This window comes from Gelidibacter sediminis (assembly GCF_004364975.1).
In the GTDB taxonomy this organism is placed as follows: Bacteria; Bacteroidota; Bacteroidia; order Flavobacteriales; family Flavobacteriaceae; genus Gelidibacter; species Gelidibacter sediminis.
Window position 1 is genome coordinate 951,952 of the sequence record NZ_SOBW01000007.1, and the last position, 19,003, is coordinate 970,954.

Sequence of the window (19,003 nt, forward strand, 5' to 3'; positions counted from 1 at the left end):
TCAATGGATTTAAGGATATAAAAGTAAGAATTATTAAATCGCTCTATAAAAATTACGACTGTAAATCAACAGAACGTGAGAATAAAAGTAGACAAGTTTGAGGCATAAAAAAACTCCGAAAATGACTTTCGGAGTTTTTAGTGTTATTCTTCAACCGGTGCTTCCATTTTAAAGCTTTCCATGAATTTGGTAGTATAATTACCCGCCAAATAATCAGGATGGTCCATCAATTGTCTATGGAACGGAATCGTCGTTTTAATGCCTTCAATGACGAATTCATCCAACGCACGCTTCATTTTATTGATAGCTTCTTCACGTGTTTGCGCAGTGGTAATCAACTTTGCAATCATAGAATCGTAGTTTGGAGGAATTGTATATCCAGAATATACGTGAGTATCCAAACGCACACCATGACCACCTGGCGCATGAAGCGTTGTTATCTTACCTGGGGAAGGTCTGAAATCGTTATACGGATCTTCTGCATTGATACGACATTCTATAGAATGTAATTTTGGTGTATAATTTTTACCAGAGATTGGAATGCCAGCGGCTACCATGATTTGCTCTCTAATCAAATCAAAATCGATAACCTGCTCAGTAATTGGATGCTCAACCTGAATACGTGTATTCATTTCCATAAAATAGAAATTACGGTGTTTATCTACCAAAAATTCTATTGTACCAGCACCCTCATATTTAATGTATTCTGCAGCTCTTACTGCGGCTAATCCCATTTCATTACGAAGCTCGTCCGTCATAAATGGAGAAGGAGTTTCTTCCGTCAATTTTTGATGACGACGTTGTATAGAGCAATCGCGCTCTGATAAATGACATGCTTTTCCGCGAGAATCACCAACAATTTGAATTTCAATATGACGTGGTTCTTCAATCAGCTTCTCAAGATACATGCCGTCATTCCCGAAAGCGGCTTTAGCTTCCTGTCGTGCAGATTCCCATGCTGCCTTTAGGTTTTCTGCTTTCCATACGGCGCGCATTCCTTTACCTCCACCACCAGCGGTTGCTTTTAGCATTACAGGATAGCCCATTTCTGCTGCTAGGGTTTCAGTTTGTTCAAGTGATTTTAAAATGCCCTCACTACCAGGAACACAAGGCACACCTGCTTCTTTCATGGTTGCTTTGGCAGAAGCCTTGTCGCCCATTCTTTCAATCATTTCTGGAGAAGCACCAATAAATTTGATATTGTGCTCTTCACATATTTTTGAAAACTTAGCATTTTCAGATAAAAATCCGTAACCTGGATGAATGGCGTCAGCGTTTGTAATCTCTGCAGCAGCAATGATATTGGACATCTTTAAGTAAGATTCACTGCTTGAAGGCGGTCCGATACACACGGCTTCATCAGCAAACTTTACATGCAGACTTTCCGCATCAGCAGTAGAATAAACCGCTACGGTTTTAATGCCCATTTCTTTACAAGTCCTAATAACACGGAGTGCTATCTCACCTCTATTGGCTATTAATATTTTTTTAAACATAACATTTCAAATTAAAAATTACTCCCGATTGTTATCGAGACCAAGTTCCAAAGTCCAAATATTGGATTTTGGGAATTGTGTATTGGAATTTCCAATTGGTTATGATGGATCTACTAAGAACAATGGTTGATCAAATTCGACAGGAGAAGAATCATCAACTAAAATTTTTACGATCTTACCTGAAACTTCAGATTCAATTTCGTTAAATAATTTCATTGCCTCAATAACACACAAAACATCCCCTTCCTTTATGGTCTTCCCAACTTCTACAAACATAGGCTTGTCAGGTGATGGTTTACGATAAAACGTTCCGATGATTGGTGATTTTATGGTAATATATTTTGAGTTTTCATCCGTTGCAGGTGCCGGAGTAGGCGCTGCAGCAGTTGGAGCTGCAGGGGCAGGAGCTTGCGCAACATGAGCTGTTCCCATAGGGATTTGTTGCACATAAGTTGTGGACTCTCCTTTATCATCGCCACCAGTTTTAATGGTAATTTTGATATCGTCCATCTCCAATTTAACCTCACTCGCACCAGATTTAGCCACGAACTTGATTAAGTTTTGAATTTCTTTTATATCCATAATTATTGAATTTTAATAGTTTTAAAGTTAGTTGGTTTATGAATTGTATGCCCATGTGAGGTAAACTGAGCCCCAAGTAAAACCTCCGCCAAAAGCTGCAAAAATTAATTTGTCACCCTTCTTTAGCTGTTTTTCGTAATCAAATAATAACAAAGGTAGGGTAGCCGAAGTGGTATTTCCATATTTATGGATATTCATCATTACCTTGTTTTCATCAATGTTTATCCTGTTAGCTGTGGCATCAATAATACGTTTATTGGCTTGGTGTGCTACCAACCATGCAATATCATCATTTACAAGATTGTTTTGCTCCAATATTCTCTCAGTAACGTCGGCCATATTAAATACAGCATTCTTGAAAACCATTTTTCCTTCTTGAAAGATAAAATGTTTTCCTTCCGCTACGGCTTCAGGGGTTGATGGATATGAAGAACCTCCATAAGTGGCTTGCAAAAACTCGCGTCCTGCACCATCACTTTTTAAAAGTTCATCTTGAAGTCCAAAGCCATCCATATTTGGTTCGAATAATGCTGCTCCGGCGCCATCACCAAAAATGATGCATGTAGCCCGGTCTTTATAATTGATCATAGACGAATTTTTGTCTGCACCAATTAATAAGACTTTCTTATATTTTCCTGATTCAATATAGCGCGCTGCGACTGACATACCATATAGGAAACTGGAACATGCCGCTTCCAAATCAAATGAGAATGCATTTGTGGCACCAATTTGTGTGGCTGTATAAGCAGCCGTGGCTGCAGCTTTCATGTCTGGTGTAGCTGTAGCTACAATTACCAATTCTATTTCTAAGGGATCTAACCCTTTCTTTTGTATGAGATCTTGAGCGGCTTTAATGGCTAAATAAGAAGTACCTTTGCCATCATCTTTGAGAATTCTTCTTTCTTTAATTCCTGTCCTAGTGGTAATCCATTCGTCATTAGTATCGACTAAGGTTTCCAAAATTTGGTTTGTCAACACATATTCGGGCACGTACCCTCCTATGGCAGTAATTGCAGCAGTGATTTTACTCATTATTTTATATTAGAATGACCTAAAATTTGACTGAAAGTAGTCAAAAGCAGTAAAATGTAAATGAATTTACTAAACCTTAGTCAAATATGTTGCAAATTAAGTTGTTTTTAAGACTTTCGAAAATTAAACACAAAAAAACGCTCAAAGTTGAGCGTTTTATTATATGCATGCATAATAATTATGCTAAATTTTCTTCTTTTTCAGAGTTGTCTATAAGCACTTGACCTCTGTAATAAAGTTTTCCTTCATGCCAATGAGCTCTATGGAACAAGTGTGCTTCTCCTGTAGTAGGACACGTTGCAATTGTAGGAACAACTGCTTTGTAATGTGTTCTTCTTTTATCTCTTCTAGTTCTAGAAATCTTTCTTTTAGGATGTGCCATTTTATATTGTTATTTATCCGTTAATAGTTTTTTTAATGTATTCCAGCGAGGATCAATTTCCTCTGTCTGTTCTTTTTCTTCTGAGCCTTTTGGGCTCAATTCCTCTAATTTTTTAAGTACTTCTGATTGCAACGTCCCATCTTCTATGCCCGGATGGATCCGCTTAATAGGCATAGATAAAATAATCAATTCATAGATGTTCTGAGCTACATTTAGTTCATACTCACCGTGAGGGAGTATTAAAATGTCTTCATTCTCATCATTATATTCTTCACCAAACTTGACCACTAAATCAAATTCACCTTCAATTTCTTGATCATAGGGCTCATTACTGGTATCGCAATTGATATTTACAGTGCCAGAGATTTCAAAATGCAACTCTAATAGTGTCGTTTTCTTTTCAAAAAGTAAATCTACTTTTACATCTACAGCATTAAAATCATCATACTCAAAATGCTCAAAGAACTTTTTACCGATTTGATAATCAAAATGGTGCTTTCCTAACTTTAGACCTACAAACTGTATATCATACTCTTTCAAAGGCTTCATGATCGCATTCATTTTGAGCCTGCAAATATAGAAAATAAATTTGTATTAGAAAGAAGCTATTAACAAAAAATGTTTATATCTTTTTTGGTGCCTTTCTTAGCGGGTTTTTTGAAAGTCTTTTATATTCTTTCCGATTTTTAAAAATCTGGATAGCTGTAAACACCGCTTCTTTAAAAGAAGTTTCATCAGCGGTTCCCTTTCCTGCAATTTCAAATGCTGTGCCGTGGTCAGGCGAGGTCCTAACCTTAGAAAGTCCGGCAGTATAATTTACGCCTTCACCGAAAGTGATCGTCTTAAACGGAATTAAGCCTTGATCATGATAGGATGCAATAATGGCATCAAAATTTTGATAATTTTTTGTACCGAAAAAACTGTCCGCAGAATACGGGCCATAAACTAATTTTCCTTTTTCCCTTAATTTTAAAAGTGTCGGTTTTAAAATTTTCTCATCTTCATCTCCTATAACACCGTTATCTCCAGCGTGCGGATTGATGCCCATAACCGCAATCTTTGGTCTGTTCACTCTAAAATCTTTGATCAATGAATTATAAACGGTCTGTACTTTCTCTTCTATCAGTTGGGCTGTTATGTAATTTGGCACATCTTTAACAGGAACATGATCCGTCAATAATCCCACCTTCAGACTCTCGGTCACCATAAACATCAGACTCTTACCACCAAGTTCCTGCGCTAAATAATTTGTGTGGCCTGGAAATTTAAATTGATCAGATTGTATGGTCAGTTTGTTAATAGGTGCGGTTACCAATACATCGATAATATCATTCTTTAAAGCTTCGGTTGCTTTCTCTAAAGACTTTATCGCATATTCCCCTGCTTTCAAATCTTCTTCACCAAAAGTGATGCTTACGTTTTCCTTCCACACATTTAGCACGTTAACCTTACCCTCGACTACCTGGGTCAAATCATTTATCCCATGAAAATTGATGGGACTCTCAAAATGTTTTTTAAAGAAGGACATGGTTTTGATAGACGCAAAAATTATAGGCGTGCAAAACTCAAGCATTCTAGAATCCTCAAAGGTCTTCAAGATAATTTCTGATCCGATACCATTTAAATCGCCTATTGAAATTCCTACTTTAATTTGCTCGTCTTTTTTCATCCTTATGTATTTATGCTTCGTAAATAGCCTTTTACCTAATAAGTGTTGTTACTATTATAGTGGGTCTCCACTAAATACTCATTAAAATCATATCTTTGTACGTTACTGCACAAATGCAAATTTAACTATTTATTCGACAATATGTTTACTGGAATCATTGAAGATTTAGGAATCATCACCAATTTGAAACAAGATCATGACAACCTACACATTACTGTTAAAAGCAATATTACGGCTGAACTGAAAATTGATCAAAGTGTTGCCCACAATGGGGTATGTTTAACAGTAACCGCTTTAGAGAACAGTCATTATACGGTAACGGCTATTAGGGAAACCCTTTTAAAAACCAATTTAGACACATTAAACGTTAATGATGAAGTTAACTTAGAACGTGCAATGAAGTTGGGTGATAGATTGGATGGACATATCGTTCAAGGTCATGTAGACCAGACCGCAGTTTGTAAATCGATTGAATTTCAGAATGGAAGTTGGCTGTTTACTTTTGAGTATGATCCCAGTTTAAATAATATGACTATTGAAAAAGGTTCAATAACCGTAAATGGCGTAAGTCTGACCGTGGTAAATAGTAAGAAAAACGAATTTAGCGTCGCGATCATTCCATATACCTATGAACACACGACTTTTAAATCGTTAAAAGAACATACGGTTGTAAATTTGGAGTTTGATGTCTTGGGAAAATATATTAAGCGACTATATGAGCTTAAGAACTAATTTAAGCTGATTTTTTAGAGCGTTGTACAAGTTTATAAATACCATAAGCCATGGCTATCGTAAATAATATTATTATATCATTGTCAATTGGTAAACCCGGAGGTGCATTTCTTGCCTCAGGAACTGGAGGTTCATGACTTTGACTTAAAACATTTACGGTATTCATAAACAGCACTAAAGTAAAGACTAATATTTTTTTATTTAGTACAATCATTATCGAGTAAATATACAATATAACACGTGTTGGTAAAACAGAAGCTAAAAATCCTCACGGGAATACCATCCATTATACATACATTTGAGAGGCACTTAAGGGATATACCTTTGATTTATAAACATATGCGCAGTTAGCATTCGCTAAGATAGTTTAATTTTTATTTTTTAAAAATAGCTACAATAAATGTTGCAAACAATTATCTACTATGTTTTTAGTTAGAATACTTAAAACAAACGACAACATGTAGTTAAAGCATGTTTTTGATGAAATGAGTTGCGAATCTGTCTATTCAAATTTGACCAATCCGTTTTTCTAATCGAATTACATCTGCCACAGTCCTAATCAATCGATGATGGTTTTTAACGAAAGGATTGGTCTCATCCCATACATACCCAGCCAATACGGCACAAATTTGATGTTTGATATCTTTGTTTTCCACACCCTCAAAAAAAATGGTTTGTAAATTTCCCGTGTACCATTCCTTAACGTAAGAGGCAAATACTGACACCCCATTTTTCATATACTCCGCATAATCTTGTTCCCAATCTACACGCTCATTCTGCAATTCTTTGGTGATTAATTTGGCTGCTTTTAACCCTGATTCGGTGGCAAATGTTACACCCGAAGAAAACACAGGGTCCAAAAATTCAGCACTATTACCGGTTAATGCATAGCCTTTTCCATAAAGCTGAGTGACAGATTTAGAATAATTCTGTATGATTTTAGGTTCAAATAGAAAATCAACATTTTTAAAGCGTTCATAATAATAGGATGAGTGCTTAAGCATTTCAGCCAGACGTTCTTCAGGCGTACCTTCAAAACTATTGATAAAGTCTGTTTTTCCTACAAACCCAATACTCGTATTGCCATTGCTAAAGGGGATGACCCAAAACCAAGTATCAGTATCGAGTACATCAAACGTAATAAAAGTCCCTTCCGTGCCCTCAGGACGATCTAATTCTTTAACATGAGTGAAAATTGAGGAATGTTCAGGAATTGCGGAAGGTTTATCAAGATTTAACAATCTTGGTAAGACGCGTCCATACCCACTTGAATCAATAATAAATTTGGCTTGCACATTATAGTGTTCTCCATTTTCAGTCTTCACGGTAGTTTGAGAGGAACCATCTTCATTAAATGCTACAGCAACCACTTCCTGACTAAAAGCAATGTCAACGCCTTGTCTTTTCAATTCTTCTGTCAAGGTAAAATCGAAGTCTGCTCTAGGCGCTTGCCAAGTCCAATCGTATCCTTCAGTATATTTTTCCGAAAAATCAAACTCACAAACAGTCTCTCCTCTTATAAATCGTGCGCCACTTTTAACCTCAAAATTTTGGTCAACCAAAGCATCCAGTAATCCGACTTCCTCAAAATGATCCATGCATCGTGGCAATAAACTTTCTCCAATTACAAATCTTGGGAAGACACTTTTTTCAACCACCTTTACCATGATATTCTGCTTATGCAAATATGCAGCAGCAACGCAACCTGACGGCCCTGCACCAATAATCAAAACATCAACCTGAACATCCTTCATAATGCTAATGGATTTAAATGATTTATTATTTTACATTTGTAGCACAAAAATAACCACTTTACTTCTGGTTATTCTACGATTTAAAAAACTTTGTGAATACGCTCTAAATGGTCACACTTAACGGAACTCTAGGAATTGATGATTTCAAACACGTTTTATTTGAAAAACAATCCATACAAATAGACAACAATGTTCTTAAAACGGTTGAAAAAAGTTTCGAATTTTTAAAAACCTTTTCAGAACACAAAATTATTTATGGCGTCAACACCGGTTTTGGGCCGATGGCACAATATAAAATTGACGATTCAGAACGCCAACAACTCCAGTATAATTTAATCAGAAGTCATGCGTCTGGAACAGGAAATCCCATTCCTCCATTATACGTAAAAGCTGCTATGTTAGCGCGACTGAACACATTATGCTTGGGAAATTCAGGTGTTCATGTTTCGGTAGTTAAATTGATGGCACAATTGATCAATAAAGATATTACACCTGTTATTTATGAACATGGTGGCGTTGGCGCGAGTGGCGACTTGGTACAATTAGCGCATTTAGCACTTGTTTTGATTGGTGAAGGGGAAGTTATGTATAACGGCGAAAAGCATACCACCACGGACGTATTCAAAATAGAAAACCTCCAACCTATTTCTATCCATCTTCGTGAAGGTTTAGCCCTAATGAACGGCACTTCAGTAATGACTGGGGTTGGCATTGTCAACACTATATATACTCATCAACTTCTGAACTGGTCAATTACCGCTTCATCGGCCATCAACGAAATTGTCAAAGCATATGACGATCATCTTTCTTTTGAATTGAATCAAACAAAAAAACATAAAGGCCAACGCGAGATTGCAGAACTCATGCGCGCCCATCTAAAAGATAGCACTCTCATAAAAAAACGCGCACACCATTTATATAATGCGGCACAAAATGTCTCTGTTTTTAAAGACAAAGTCCAAGAATATTACTCCTTGCGTTGTGTGCCGCAAATTTTAGGACCTGTTTTAGACACGCTCAATCAGGTAGAGACGATTCTAATTGAAGAAGCCAATTCTGCTAACGACAATCCTATTGTGGATGTCAAAAATCAAAATGTTTATCATGGCGGCAATTTTCATGGCGATTATGTGTCTTTAGAAATGGACAAGTTAAAATTGATAGTCACTAAAACTTCAATGCTAGCCGAGCGCCAATTAAACTACTTGCTCAATCCTAGTCTGAACAACATTTTACCGCCATTTGTCAACTTAGGGAAACTTGGTTTAAACTTCGGGATGCAAGGTGTTCAATTTACCGCAACTTCAACGACAGCCGAAAACCAAATGCTATCCAATCCTATGTACGTGCACAGCATTCCAAACAATAATGACAATCAAGATATTGTAAGCATGGGCACCAATGCTGCTTTAATCACAAAAAAAGTGATTGAAAACACGTTTGAAGTCTTGGCGATCGAATTCATCACTATCGTTCAAGCGATTGAATATTTAGAGGCAAAAGACACTGTTTCTTCAAAAACAAGAGCAATTTATGATGCCATTCGCAAGATAGTTCCTGTTTTTAAGGAAGACATTGCTATGTATCCTTATGTGAATGCAGTTAAGGCATATCTCATGAACCAAAAGGACTGAAATTTATATTGTAAGTCCGAAATATAAACACACTTAATCTATGTCCAAACAAAATAAATTCGCTCTAATTACTGGAGGTTCACGAGGTATCGGGAAAGCCATTTGCATCCAATTGGCCAAGGATACGGACTATGAGATTCTCATCAATTATAACACTAATGAAAATGCCGCTCTTGAAACCTTAAAAAAAGTGGAAGCTGTAGGTGGTTCTGGGCAAATTATACAATTTGATGTGTCCAATTTTGAAAGTGTGCAAAAAGCTCTAAACGCATGGCAAGAACAACAATCTGACGCTATTATTGAAGTCTTGGTAAATAACGCCGGCATTACTAAAGATGGACTATTTATGTGGATGAAACCTCAAGAATGGAATGACGTCATCAACACTAGTTTAAACGGTTTTTTTAACGTCACCAATCTACTTATCGAAAAAATGTTGCTAAACCGTTATGGTCGTATCATTAATATGGTGTCAATTTCCGGATTAAAAGGGGTTTCTGGTCAGACTAATTATTCTGCTGCAAAAGGCGCTGTAATTGCTGCAACAAAATCATTATCCCAAGAAGTTGCCAAACGTAACGTCACCGTAAACGCGGTAGCTCCCGGATTTATTGAAACTGATATGACGGAAGATTTAGATGAAGCATCTCTTAAAAAAATGATTCCTGCTAACAGGTTCGGAAAACCTGAAGAAGTGGCGCATTTGGTCTCTTTTCTGGTTTCAAAAAATGCCTCCTACATCACAGGTGAAATCATCGGAATTACTGGTGGTATTCACTAAACAATACTTGAGTTTTAGAACCGAAAAATTCGCGTAAATTTGTCGCTTTATTAATACGCTTACTTCAAGCCTAAACATCACAATTATAATGGCGGAATGGGATGGAAAATCGAGAGGCACTGTTCTCGGTTTTAAGGTATTCATATTCTTTATTAAGAATTTCGGAATTAATGCCGCCTATGCATTAATGCACCTTCCCGTACCTTATTTTTGCTTGTTCTCAGGTAAAAATGTGCGTGGTTTACGCTACTATTTCAGAAAACGATTGCACTATTCGCGTTTTAAAACCATGATCAGCATTTATAAAACCTATTATACATTTGGGCAGACTTTAATCGACAAAATAGCGATCTCCGCAGGCCTCAGAAATGATTATACCTATGAATTTGACGGCGAAGTTAAAATCGCTGAAGTACTTGCAATGAACAAAGGCGGCATCCTTATCAGTGCACATATTGGTAATTTTGAATTGGCGCAATATTTTTTTAAAGAACGCCTATCCAAAGATTCTATAAGTATTGTCATTACAGACCAAGATCACGAAGAAATTAAGGCCTATTTAGGGCAATATGTTAAAAAAGAGACCCATTTTATTGTGGTTAAAGACGATTTATCGCATATTTTTGAGATTAATGCGGCTTTAGCCAACAATAGAATCATTTGCATTGCCGGAGATCGGTATATGGATAACACTAAGTATTTAGAGGAAACGCTACTAGGAAAAAAAGCAAAATTCCCCATTGGTCCTTTTTATTTGGCTAGCCGACTTAATGTTCCTGTCTTATTTGTGTATGTGATGCGTGAACCGAAAAAACACTATCATTTATACGCCAGATGGATTGATTATAAAGAAGGCAACATGAACGATCTTTTAAAAAAATACACCGAAAATGTAGAGCAAATGATTGCAAAATATCCGCTGCAGTGGTTTAATTTTTATGATTTTTGGGACGATAAAAAATGAAAACACCAATTACCGACTTGTCAGACTTAAAAAAGTTACTGCCACATCGAGAACCTATGATGATGGTGGATTCATTGTTAGATTTTTCTGAAGGCAGAGCCACCGTCGGTTTTACCATAGTAAAGGAGAATATATTTGTAGCAAACAACGAGTTCTCAGAAACAGGTTTAATTGAACATATGGCGCAAGCGGCCGCCTTATATACTGGATTTAAAAATTTATCAAACCTTCAACCTGTAAAAGAAGGCTTTATCGCTTCAATAAAAACCTTAAAAATTCAGCATTTACCTGAAGTGAATAGTGTTCTAAAAACTGAAGTTGCTATTGTCAATGAACTAATGCATCTCACCACAGTAAATCTTTCTATATTTAAGGACAATATTAAGATTGCCAACGCCGATATGAATCTCGTACTTAAAGAATAACCATGAAAAAGTCAGAAAAAGAAGAAAATTCTTCATTGAAGATTTCACATCAAATCCGTGTGCGATTTAGTGAGGTCGATTCTTTAAACATTGTATGGCATGGCCACTATATCAAGTACTTTGAAGAAGGCCGTGAAGCTTTTGGTAGGGCATTTGAATTGACCTATCTCGATGCAAAAACCCATGGTTATGCGACGCCAATTGTAAAAACAGTTTTAAAACACCACTTGCCTTTACGTTATGGCGAAGTGGCGACCGTTGAAACGACTTATGTCAATTCTCGAGCGGCAAAATTGATGTTCTCTTACTCAATTACCAACGAGAAGGGCAAAATAGTATGCACCGGCAAAACCACTCAAGTGTTCACCAATTTCGAAGCGAATGACATGGCATTAAATCTGCCGGAATTCTATAGAAATTGGAAAGAAAAACACGGATTATTGCATGACTAAGTGCTATGTGTCATACCATAATATTACCTCGTCATTAGGGTTTGACAGTGCGACCGTTTTTGAAAATCTCAAACAAGGCAAACGCGCCATTCAATTGGTTGACGATGCGTCACGTTTTTACAAACCATTTTTTGGAGCCGTCATCCCAACCGAAACCTTGAATTCTGCATTTCAAATTTTAAAACCTAACAATGATTTTACCCGTTTAGAGAAGATGCTGCTGTTATCGCTTTCTAAAACTATAAAAGCTTCAGACATAAACCTCTCTGATCGTGTCGGACTTATTATTTCTACCACTAAAGGAAATATCGACGTGTTAAATTCTCAGAGCCAATTTCCACAGGAACGTGCGTATCTGAGCGACTTAGGAAAAATAATCCAAAACTATTTCGGCTTTAAAAATGAGGCGATTGTCATTTCCAACGCTTGTGTTTCTGGGATTTTATCAATTGCGATTGCGAAACGCTACATTCAAGAAGGCATTTTTGATCAAGTTTTTGTGGTTGCCGGAGACTTGGTTTCTGATTTTGTGATTTCTGGATTCAACTCGTTCCATGCCTTAAGTGATGCGCCCAGCAAACCTTATGATGCCAACCGCGTTGGTATTAATTTAGGCGAAGTGGCGGCCAGTGTGTTGGTAACTTCAAATAAAAACAATCTTTCAGAAGACGCTGTGGAAATTTTGGGTGAAGCGAGTTGTAACGATGCTAATCATATTTCTGGACCGTCGCGCACTGGCGAAGGCTTATACCGAAGTGTAAAATCGGCGTTAGCGGAAGCAAACATCGACTCCTACACCATTGATTATATTTCAGCCCACGGCACAGCCACGTTATTTAATGATGAAATGGAAGCCATCGCCTTCAATAGATTAGGATTAGAGCATGCGCCATTAAATAGTTTAAAAGGCTATTTCGGTCACACTTTGGGTGCTTCTGGATTATTGGAAACGATTATTGGTATGCAATCTTTACACCATAATACTTTAATTGCTTCTGCCGGATTTGAAACATTAGGAGTCACCAAACCGCTGAACATCATCAAAGAAACCGCATCAAAAGAATTACGAACATTTTTAAAAACCGCATCTGGATTTGGAGGCTGCAACACTGCGGCGCTCTTCAGAACATTATCATAACCCCTTATGTCGAAAAAAGAACTTAGAGCCGCCGATGCTTTGCTGGAAGCACAAAAAATAGCCTTCGCCCCTTTTATATTCCAATCGTCAGTCACCTTAAAAAAACTGGGCGTTTTTGACCTGATTTTCGATAGTCGCCATAATGGAGGCGTCACCATAGACGCAATTTCTGAGCAACTTTCCATCAGTCGCTACGGTCTTGGTGTATTATTAGAATTTTCAGAAAGTGCAGGCGTAGTCAGTAAATCCGAAAATGGCATCTACGAATTGACCAAAACAGGCTATTTTTTAAATTACAGTAAAGATGTCAACGTCAACCTCAACTTTACGCACGACATTTGTTACAAGGGCTTGTTTCATCTCGATGAGGCTATCAAAACTGGAGAACCATCAGGCTTAAAAGAGTTGGGAGAATGGGATACGATTTATGAAGGTCTTTCGCAATTAACACCAAAAGAACAGCAATCGTGGTTTGAATTTGACCATTTTTATTCAGATGGTATTTTTGAAGAGGCTTTAAAACGCGTATTTAAAAACCAACCAAAACTTCTGTTCGATATTGGTGGAAATACCGGAAAGTTTGCCTTGCAATGTTTTAATTATGATGAAAATATCCAGGTGAAAATTATTGATTTGCCTGGACAATTGAATAAAGCTTTAAAAAATAGTAATGATGCAGGTTTTGGAAGCCGCATCAGCGGACAGGAAATGGACTGGTTAAAACCAAATCCTCAAATTCCAACGGGTGCGGATGTCATTTGGATGAGTCAATTTTTAGATTGTTTTTCTGAAGATGAAATCTTGACAATTCTTTCCACTTGTGTCGCTTCTATGGATGCACACACAGAATTGATCATCATTGAAACTTTTACAGACCGTCAGGAATTCCCGATGTCAAAATTCATCTTAGAAGCCACCTCGCTATATTTTACTGTTATGGCCAACGGCAACAGTAAAATGTACCCTGCTACGGTATTTGAATCATTGATTGAAAAGGCTGGATTAACGATTAAAGAAGATTTAGCATTAGGCGAATATCATACGATGCTTGTCTGTAAAAAAAGTTAAGAATTTTTGGAATCAACTTTTCACATATCATCCTATTGCCACATTAAAAACAACAGTGTTTTATTAGATGGGGAACCTCTGTATTCAAGTCCAAATCAAGAATTTTCAGCATTTATAAAAAGCGCTGTAAGACATGTGAAGACCAATTATCCCAAATTTTACAAAATGGATCATTTGAGTAAGTTGGCATTTTTGGCTGCGGATGTCCTCTTAAAAAAAGCTGATTTTTCTGCAGATACTGAACATAACATCGCCATAATATTATCAAACAGGGCGTCCAGTTTAGATACGGACAGGACGTACCAAGCATCCATCGCTGAACCTGAAATTTTTTTCCCAAGTCCATCCGTTTTCGTCTACACCTTGCCCAACATTTGTATGGGTGAAATTAGCATCAAACACCAACTTCATTCTGAAAATTGTTTTTTTATCTTTGACTCCTTTAATGCCGATCATTTATGGATTAACACACAGAGTCTTCTAAAGCAAAAAAAAGCCGAAAAAGTATTGTGTGGGTGGGTCGATTTTGATGACAAAAATTATGAGGCTTTCTTATATTTGGTAGAAGAAAATGGTATTATTGCACATACCCCTAACGAAATTAAGAGATTATACAAAACATGAACGAGTTAAGACAAGAATTGAAAGAGAAGATCATAGAGCAATTGAATTTGGAAGAGTTTACAGTTGCTGATATTGCTGATGATGATGCACTTTTTGGTGATGGTTTAGGATTAGATTCCATCGATGCTTTAGAGTTAATTGTGATGTTAGATAAGGATTACGGTATTCAATTGACAGATCCAAAAGAAGGAAAAGAGATTTTTAAATCTGTGGCTGTATTGGCCGATTATATTACGGAGAAAAGAGCTAAATAAGACCAAAACTATGGGCGTTGCAATTACCGGAATGGGCATAATTTCTGCAATTGGTCATTCCGTTGTGGAGAGCAAGTCGTCTCTATTGGCTTCAAAAAGTGGCATTGCCACGCTCAAGCATATTCAAACCAAACATTCGGGCAACATTATAGTTGGTGAAGTTTCGCTTTCAAATGCGGATTTGACCACTCAATTACAACTTCCCGAAGACCATAATTACACTCGTACCGGCTTATTAGGACTATTTGCGGCAAAAGCGGCGCTTAAAGATGCCAATATAAGCGCTATTTCAACATACCGTACAGGGTTCATCTCAGCCACTACTGTAGGCGGAATGGATATGACGGAACTTTATTTGAAACAATTTGCAACAGATCCGGAGGCACAAAAATACATTCAAAGTCACCACGCGGGAGATTCCACTCAAAAAATAGCGGATGCGCTAAACATCACCGAATTTGTAACCACAATCAGTACGGCATGTTCATCTGCAGCCAATGCCATTATGTTGGCTGCGCGATTGATTAAAGCAGGAAAATTGGACCGTGTAGTGGTAGGTGGCACGGATGCCTTATCAAAATTCACCATCAACGGATTTAAAACATTAATGATTCAATCTGATGAACTTTGTGCGCCATTCGATGCGAATCGAAAAGGCTTAAACCTGGGTGAAGCCGCAGCATATTTGGTGTTGGAGTCTGATGAAGTGATTGCCAAAGAACAAAAAACCGTATTGGCCTATCTCTCTGGATATGGCAATGCCAACGATGCATTTCATCAAACCGCCTCTTCTGAAAATGGCGAAGGCGCTTTTTTAGCCATGCAAAAAGCCCTAAAATTAGCAGATCTAAACCCTGAACACATCGATTATATCAACGCCCACGGCACCGCAACTCCAAATAATGATCTTTCTGAAAGCGTCGCCTTGCAGCGGGTATTTGGAAACCATATTCCTGATTTCAGTTCTACCAAATCCTTTACCGGACATACCTTGGCCGCCGCTGGCGTAGTGGAAGCCGTATTTTCAATCATCGCCTTACAGGAACAAACTATTTTTCCAAATCTGAATTTTAAGACGCCAATGCCTGAAACTGGATTACACCCCGTAACTTCAGTAGTCAAAAAAGAGGTTCAGCATATCTTGTCCAATTCCTTTGGATTTGGTGGCAACTGTTCCACACTTATTTTTTCAAAGGCATGAAAAACGTATATCTCCATAGCGCCGCAAGTATTTCAGCTCAAAACACCTTTGATAGCGATGGGTTTTTGGAAGATATTACAACCATTTCTGGAAGTACAGTTCCTGCAAAATACCCAAATTATAAAGACTATATCTCGCCTTCAGCCTCCCGACGTATGGCAACCGGCGTCAAAATGGGTGTTTCAGCGGCGAATAAGGCGCTCCAGAATGCACAATTAGAACAACCCGATGCCATCATCACCGGAACTGGTATGGGCTGTATTGAAGACACTGAAAAATTTTTAAATACTATAATTGCTAATGGTGAAGAATTTTTAACACCAACCTCCTTTATTCAATCTACACACAACACGGTTGGTGCTCAAATTGCCTTGGGATTGAAATGTAAAGCTTATAATAATACCTATGTCCATGCCGCAGTATCTTTTGAATCGGCGTTGATGGATGCACAATTACTTTTGCAACAAGAAGAAGCCAAACATATTTTAGTGGGTGGCGTTGATGAATTGGGCATCGAAATCATTATGCATATGAGACATATGGAAGATGCGAATTCTAATGGCATTCAGGTGCCGTTTGGGGAGGGTGCGTCGTTTTTTGTAGTATCTTCTGAAGCGAAATCAAATACTATTCAGTTAGTAGATATGGACATATGTAGTACCGCTTCGGAAAACACGGTACAACAGAAATTAAATAATTTCCTGAGTAAAAATGAAGTTCAAGCCTCAGATATTGATGTGTTGATTGCCGGTAGAAATGGCGATGCTTTTGATTCCTATTACAACAGTGTCTCAAAGGTATTCGATAACACCACTGAACTTCACTACAAACATTTGATTGGCGAATTTTATACTGCTTCGTCATTTGGCTTGTGGACCGCGTATGAAATTCTAAATCGTCAGAACATCCCAAAATCTCTAATTTTTAAAGGTGAAAAGAGATCGGAGATCAAATACATTTTACTTTACAATCAATTTAAAGGCCGCGACCATAGTTTTATCTTATTAAAACGATGAAAAACTTCAAAATCACCAGCTTCGTCACCATAAGTCTGTTTTTGCTTTTGGTCATTCTCGATACAACGGTCGGGATTCCATTGTGGTGGTATATAGTGCTATTAATCCTTTGGTTTACGATAATGGCCTTAGGGAGTTTTAATATGAGCTGGGGATTTTATTTGAAGGCGTTCACTTCAAATCCGACGATTATCCAAAAAAAAATCGCCATTACTTTTGATGATGGTCCAAATCCAGAATTCACTCCTAAAGTGTTGGATATTCTGAAACAGTATAACGCCAAAGCCACCTTTTTCTGTATCGGCGAAAATGTTGAAAGGTATCCAGAAATTTTCAAAGCCATCGTTGCACAAGGGCACACTGTTGGCAATCATTCATTTTCCCACGAACTGATGATTGATTTTAACTCGACAGAAAATTGGCTCGACGAAATCAAACAAACCGAGAATGCCATTCATAAAATAACCAGTAAGAAAACGACACTCTTCCGTCCGCCATTTGGTGTTACCACGCCCAAGTTGGCACAAGCATTAACAATTACTGAACATCAAGTGATTGGTTGGAGCATTCGGTCCTTCGATACCGTCATAAAAAATCCTGAGCGCATCATTAAGCGCATTACAAAACAGCTACAACCAGGCGCGGTTATATTGCTGCATGACAAACAATCCAACGTCTTGCCTGTTTTGGAACATTTATTGCAAGTTTTCCAAAAACAAGATTATCAAGCGGTCACTATAAATGAACTTCTCCATGAAAACTAAACAATATATATTCACTTTAGCTCTAACCTTTTTGTTTGCTCTGAGTGGGATGTCGCAAACTAAATTGTCAGCATCTGAACAAAAAGATTTCAAAACAAAGGTTCAAAATACGGCGAAAAACACCCAAACCATTGTCAGCGATTTTACGCAAACCAAGCACTTAAGTGTGATGGACAATGCCATTTCATCTGAAGGCAAATTGGTGTATAAGGCGCCAAATCTGGTTAAATGGGAATATATCAAACCCTATCAAAATAGCGCTATCTTTAAAGATGATCAACTCTTGGTGACCAATGAAGGTAAAAAAGATAAGATCGATTTGAGCTCCAATAAAATTTTTAAAAGTTTAAACACACTTATTGTCAACAGTATTAAAGGCGATATGTTTGACGAGACCCAGTTTTATCTGGCTTATTTTAAAATTAGCGAAGGGTATTTGGTAAAATTCATTCCGAAAGACAAACGTATGAAAAAGTTTATGGCCTCTTTTGAACTTAAATTTTCTAAATCGAATGCAGAGGTACAAGAAGTAAAATTGATTGAGCCAAATGAGGATTACACGTTGATTACTTTCGCTAACCGTAAAGTAAATGCGGCAGTCTCTGAAAATGCTTTTATAAATTAAAAACCCTTCGTGACGATCTAAACCACTATGCTTTTACATCAATTCTATACTATCGTTGCATCTGAATCAATTGAAGCACAATCCTTTGAGACAACGGTGACAATTCAAAAAGAGCATCCGGTTTTTGAAGGACATTTTCCTAATTTCCCTGTAACTCCTGGCGTTGCGATGCTTCAAATCATCAAAGAACTCACGGAAAATCACCTGCAGCAGACCTTATTTTTAGAATCCGCATCCAATGTCAAGTTTTTAACCATGGTTGACCCCAATGTCAATACCAATTTGAAATTCAATATTGTTATTCAGGAAGATGGAAAATATGTGAAGATAAAAAATAACACTTCTTTTAACGACGGAACGCCTGTTTTGAAATGTAATGTTACCTTTGTGAAACGTTAACTACGCTCCTG

The 19,003-nt window shown here is 37.4% G+C and carries 23 protein-coding genes; 15 read left to right on the top strand and 8 right to left on the bottom strand.

Features of this window, described 5'->3' with window-relative positions:
* Positions 1 to 143: 143 nt before the first annotated feature.
* The 6 genes from accC to pdxA form a co-directional block, all read right to left on the bottom strand.
* Positions 144 to 1,496, bottom strand: a complete 1,353-nt coding sequence (accC, locus tag BXY82_RS04050; protein ID WP_133756885.1) for an acetyl-CoA carboxylase biotin carboxylase subunit — start codon at positions 1,494 to 1,496, stop codon at positions 144 to 146.
* A 99-nt stretch (positions 1,497 to 1,595) separates the two neighbouring features.
* Positions 1,596 to 2,078, bottom strand: coding sequence for an acetyl-CoA carboxylase biotin carboxyl carrier protein (accB, locus tag BXY82_RS04055; RefSeq protein ID WP_133756886.1), 483 nt, complete (start codon positions 2,076 to 2,078; stop codon positions 1,596 to 1,598).
* Between the two features lie 36 nt (positions 2,079 to 2,114).
* Positions 2,115 to 3,110: a beta-ketoacyl-ACP synthase III gene (locus BXY82_RS04060; RefSeq protein ID WP_133756887.1), complete on the bottom strand. Its 996-nt coding sequence runs from the start codon at positions 3,108 to 3,110 to the stop codon at positions 2,115 to 2,117.
* A gap of 178 nt (positions 3,111 to 3,288) precedes the next feature.
* Positions 3,289 to 3,492, bottom strand: coding sequence for a 50S ribosomal protein L32 (gene rpmF, locus BXY82_RS04065; protein WP_027127661.1), 204 nt, complete (start codon positions 3,490 to 3,492; stop codon positions 3,289 to 3,291).
* 9 nt (positions 3,493 to 3,501) lie between these two features.
* Positions 3,502 to 4,041 carry a YceD family protein gene (locus BXY82_RS04070; RefSeq protein ID WP_133756888.1) on the bottom strand — a complete coding sequence of 180 codons (540 nt, stop codon included), beginning with the start codon at positions 4,039 to 4,041 and terminating at the stop codon, positions 3,502 to 3,504.
* Positions 4,042 to 4,114: 73 nt separating this feature from the next.
* Complete coding sequence (pdxA, locus tag BXY82_RS04075; RefSeq protein ID WP_133756889.1) at positions 4,115 to 5,161, bottom strand: 4-hydroxythreonine-4-phosphate dehydrogenase PdxA; 1,047 nt, start codon at positions 5,159 to 5,161, stop codon at positions 4,115 to 4,117.
* Positions 5,162 to 5,302: 141 nt separating this feature from the next.
* Here pdxA and BXY82_RS04080 point away from each other — a divergent pair, with 141 nt between their 5' ends.
* A complete protein-coding gene (locus BXY82_RS04080) occupies positions 5,303 to 5,893 on the top strand; it encodes a riboflavin synthase (protein ID WP_133756890.1) in 591 nt (196 codons plus the stop codon).
* A 1-nt stretch (position 5,894) separates the two neighbouring features.
* Here BXY82_RS04080 and BXY82_RS04085 read toward each other — a convergent pair whose 3' ends face one another.
* Together BXY82_RS04085 and BXY82_RS04090 are read right to left on the bottom strand one after the other, a co-directional pair.
* Complete coding sequence (locus BXY82_RS04085) at positions 5,895 to 6,107, bottom strand: hypothetical protein (RefSeq protein ID WP_133756891.1); 213 nt, start codon at positions 6,105 to 6,107, stop codon at positions 5,895 to 5,897.
* A 292-nt stretch (positions 6,108 to 6,399) separates the two neighbouring features.
* Entirely contained in the window at positions 6,400 to 7,647 is a 1,248-nt protein-coding gene (locus tag BXY82_RS04090) for an NAD(P)/FAD-dependent oxidoreductase (RefSeq protein ID WP_133756892.1), read from the bottom strand.
* 107 nt (positions 7,648 to 7,754) lie between these two features.
* Between BXY82_RS04090 and BXY82_RS04095 the strand changes: the two genes are divergently transcribed.
* From BXY82_RS04095 to BXY82_RS04160, 14 genes are all read left to right on the top strand, one after another.
* On the top strand, positions 7,755 to 9,281 hold the full coding sequence (locus BXY82_RS04095) for an HAL/PAL/TAL family ammonia-lyase (protein ID WP_133756893.1): 1,527 nt from the start codon (positions 7,755 to 7,757) through the stop codon (positions 9,279 to 9,281).
* Between the two features lie 40 nt (positions 9,282 to 9,321).
* A complete protein-coding gene (gene fabG / locus BXY82_RS04100) occupies positions 9,322 to 10,062 on the top strand; it encodes a 3-oxoacyl-ACP reductase FabG (RefSeq protein ID WP_133756894.1) in 741 nt (246 codons plus the stop codon).
* A gap of 88 nt (positions 10,063 to 10,150) precedes the next feature.
* A complete protein-coding gene (locus BXY82_RS04105) occupies positions 10,151 to 11,026 on the top strand; it encodes an LpxL/LpxP family acyltransferase (protein ID WP_133756895.1) in 876 nt (291 codons plus the stop codon).
* Positions 11,023 to 11,451 (top strand): hypothetical protein, encoded by a 429-nt coding sequence (locus BXY82_RS04110; protein ID WP_133756896.1) that lies wholly within the window; start codon positions 11,023 to 11,025, stop codon positions 11,449 to 11,451. Before BXY82_RS04105 ends, BXY82_RS04110 begins: the two co-directional genes overlap by 4 nt.
* Positions 11,452 to 11,453: 2 nt before the next feature.
* Entirely contained in the window at positions 11,454 to 11,903 is a 450-nt protein-coding gene (locus tag BXY82_RS04115; RefSeq protein ID WP_133756897.1) for an acyl-CoA thioesterase, read from the top strand.
* Complete coding sequence (locus tag BXY82_RS04120; RefSeq protein WP_133756898.1) at positions 11,896 to 13,041, top strand: beta-ketoacyl synthase N-terminal-like domain-containing protein; 1,146 nt, start codon at positions 11,896 to 11,898, stop codon at positions 13,039 to 13,041. The genes BXY82_RS04115 and BXY82_RS04120 overlap by 8 nt, the downstream gene beginning before the upstream one ends.
* A gap of 6 nt (positions 13,042 to 13,047) precedes the next feature.
* Positions 13,048 to 14,109 (top strand): methyltransferase, encoded by a 1,062-nt coding sequence (locus BXY82_RS04125; protein WP_133756899.1) that lies wholly within the window; start codon positions 13,048 to 13,050, stop codon positions 14,107 to 14,109.
* A gap of 165 nt (positions 14,110 to 14,274) precedes the next feature.
* Positions 14,275 to 14,733 carry a 3-oxoacyl-ACP synthase gene (locus BXY82_RS04130; protein WP_317128557.1) on the top strand — a complete coding sequence of 153 codons (459 nt, stop codon included), beginning with the start codon at positions 14,275 to 14,277 and terminating at the stop codon, positions 14,731 to 14,733.
* Positions 14,730 to 14,987 carry a phosphopantetheine-binding protein gene (locus tag BXY82_RS04135; protein ID WP_133756901.1) on the top strand — a complete coding sequence of 86 codons (258 nt, stop codon included), beginning with the start codon at positions 14,730 to 14,732 and terminating at the stop codon, positions 14,985 to 14,987. The genes BXY82_RS04130 and BXY82_RS04135 overlap by 4 nt, the downstream gene beginning before the upstream one ends.
* Positions 14,988 to 14,997: 10 nt before the next feature.
* On the top strand, positions 14,998 to 16,188 hold the full coding sequence (locus tag BXY82_RS04140; RefSeq protein WP_133756902.1) for a beta-ketoacyl-[acyl-carrier-protein] synthase family protein: 1,191 nt from the start codon (positions 14,998 to 15,000) through the stop codon (positions 16,186 to 16,188).
* Positions 16,185 to 17,204 (top strand): beta-ketoacyl synthase chain length factor, encoded by a 1,020-nt coding sequence (locus BXY82_RS04145; protein WP_133756903.1) that lies wholly within the window; start codon positions 16,185 to 16,187, stop codon positions 17,202 to 17,204. The genes BXY82_RS04140 and BXY82_RS04145 overlap by 4 nt, the downstream gene beginning before the upstream one ends.
* Positions 17,201 to 17,968 (top strand): polysaccharide deacetylase family protein, encoded by a 768-nt coding sequence (locus tag BXY82_RS04150; protein WP_133756904.1) that lies wholly within the window; start codon positions 17,201 to 17,203, stop codon positions 17,966 to 17,968. The genes BXY82_RS04145 and BXY82_RS04150 overlap by 4 nt, the downstream gene beginning before the upstream one ends.
* Positions 17,958 to 18,593: a LolA family protein gene (locus tag BXY82_RS04155; RefSeq protein WP_133756905.1), complete on the top strand. Its 636-nt coding sequence runs from the start codon at positions 17,958 to 17,960 to the stop codon at positions 18,591 to 18,593. The genes BXY82_RS04150 and BXY82_RS04155 overlap by 11 nt, the downstream gene beginning before the upstream one ends.
* Before the next feature lie 27 nt (positions 18,594 to 18,620).
* The gene (locus tag BXY82_RS04160) at positions 18,621 to 18,992 is read left to right on the top strand and encodes a 3-hydroxyacyl-ACP dehydratase (protein WP_133756906.1); all 372 of its coding nucleotides are present in this window, start codon (positions 18,621 to 18,623) and stop codon (positions 18,990 to 18,992) included.
* Positions 18,993 to 19,003: the final 11 nt, after the last annotated feature.